A 2,237-nucleotide genomic window follows, 5' to 3' on the forward strand; every position below is an offset into this window, starting at 1 on the left:
CATCGGTTACGCCAGCTAAGCATACGCTGGTTCCGTGCATAGTAGCCGCTGGGAAATCCCCGCGATTTCCTGGCGGCGCAGGAAACATTGATGTCCGGCCGTCAGCCCGGCCTGGCTACCGCGGATCTTGGCCGCTGCTCCGGCCGTAGCGGGGCAGCCTGTCTTTCAGCTCCAGCCAGCTCACATGGTCAGAGTGGAAGACGTGGAACTTGGGCGGCATCTCCCCGGGGCATTCCAAAGTCGCCGTGTACATGTGGATATTCACCGCATCCCGTGCGGTGCGATAGGCCATCTGGGTGCCGCAGGCGCCGCAGAACAGCCGCTCGACACCGTCAGAGGAGTTGTAGATCTGCGGCTCTGCACCGGACCACGCGACCGCCGCATGCGGCAGTCCGAAAAATGCGGTGACAGGTGCCGCGCAATTGCGGCGGCAATCGGCGCAGTGGCAATAGCAGCTCCAGGCCGCCTCGGCCTCACTCTCCCAATGCACGGCGCCGCAGTGGCAATGCCCTCTCATGGCTGGTCCCTCGCTGTTGGCTTCCCCGGATAGGCGGCCAGCGGTAATTCCCAGCCGCAGGATTAACCGTAGTGCGCCACCGGGGTGCCGGCAATGGCAGCCATGTTCAATAACCCGCGCGCGGTGATCGAGGGGGAAACGATATGGGCACGGTTGCCCATGCCCATCAGGATCGGCCCGACCTCCAGCCCGCCGGCCCGCATTTTCAGGATGTTGCGCACGCCTGAGGCCGCATCGGCATGGGCAAAGATCAGCACATTGGCCGCGCCCTCCAGCCGCGAATTGGGGAAAATCCGTTCGCGCAGTTCGGGATCCAGCGCGCTGTCGATGTTCATCTCGCCCTCATAGGCAAAATCCCGATGGCTTTCGTCCAGGATCTCCAGCGCGGCGCGCAGGCGGCTGCCGGTGTCGCAAGCGATATTGCCGAACTGCGATTGCGAACACAGCGCAATCTTCGGCTCCAGGCCGAAGCGGCGCACGTGGCGGGCGGCGCCGATCACGGTTTCTGCAATCTGTTCCGGCGTCGGCTCGATCCGCACATGGGTGTCGGCAATGAACAGCGGCCCGTCTTCCAGGATCATCAGCGACAACGCCCCGTGCGGCGCATAACTGTTGCCGCCCAGAACCTGTTCGACATAGTTCATGTGCCAGCGGTATTCACCAAAGGTGCCGCAGATCAGGCTGTCGGCCTCGCCCCTGTGCACCATGATGGCGCCAATTGCGGTGGTGTTGGTGCGCATGATCGCCTTGGCAAGATCCGGCGTCACCCCGCGCCGCTGCATCACCTTGTGATAGCTGTTCCAGTAATCGTAATAGCGCGGGTCGTTCTCCGGGTTCACCAGCTGAAAATCGCGCCCCGGCCGCACATCCAGCCCTAGCCGCTCGCAGCGGCGCTCAATCACTTCCGGGCGGCCGATCAGGATCGGGGTCTCGGTTGTCTCTTCCAGGATCGCCTGGGCGGCGCGCAGCACCCGATCGTCTTCGCCCTCGGCAAAGACAATCCGGCGGGCAGCGGCGCGGGCGGCCTCGAACACCGGGCGCATCAGCAGGGCGGATTTAAAGACGGTCTGGTTCAGCTTCTGCTTATAAGCCTCAATGTCCTCAATCGGCCGGGTTGCCACGCCGCTGTCCATTGCCGCCTTGGCCACGGCCGAGGACACCACCGCCACCAGCCGCGGATCAAACGGTTTGGGGATCAGGTAGTCGGCGCCGAAATTCAGCTGCTCCCCCTTGTAGGCAGCCGCGGCTTCAGCGCTGGTTGTGGCGCGGGCCAGTTCGGCAATGCCGTCAACGCAGGCGATCTGCATCTGGTCGTTGATCTCGGTTGCCCCGACATCCAGCGCGCCGCGGAAGATGAAGGGAAAGCACAGCACGTTGTTGACCTGATTGGGGAAATCGCTGCGGCCCGTGGCGATGATCGCCTCCGGTGCCACCTGACGCGCGGCCTCCGGCATGATCTCCGGGGTCGGGTTTGCCAGCGCAAAAATGATCGGGCGGTCCGCCATCTTTGCCACCATATCGGGCTTCAGCACATTGGGGCCGGACAGGCCAAGGAACAGATCCGCGCCGTCCATCACCTCGTCCAGCGCGCGCAGGTCCGACGCCTGGGCAAAGGCCGCCTTCTGCGGGTTCATGTCCTCCTCGCGCCCTTCATAGACCAGGCCGTGAATGTCGCAGAGCCAGATATTCTCGCGCTTCACCCCCAGCTTCACCAGCATGT

General features: G+C 63.9%; 2 protein-coding genes. Both read right to left on the minus strand.

Annotated features, from left to right (window positions below; genetic code table 11):
- Positions 1–115: 115 nt before the first annotated feature.
- Positions 116–517: a GFA family protein gene (locus A2I95_RS32560; RefSeq protein WP_259984884.1), complete on the minus strand. Its 402-nt coding sequence runs from the start codon at positions 515–517 to the stop codon at positions 116–118.
- A 62-nt stretch (positions 518–579) separates the two neighbouring features.
- A partial coding sequence (locus A2I95_RS32565; protein WP_291736489.1) for a phosphate acyltransferase occupies positions 580–2,237 on the minus strand: 1,658 nt, incomplete at its 5' end.

Source organism: Leisingera sp. F5 (genome assembly GCF_001593695.1).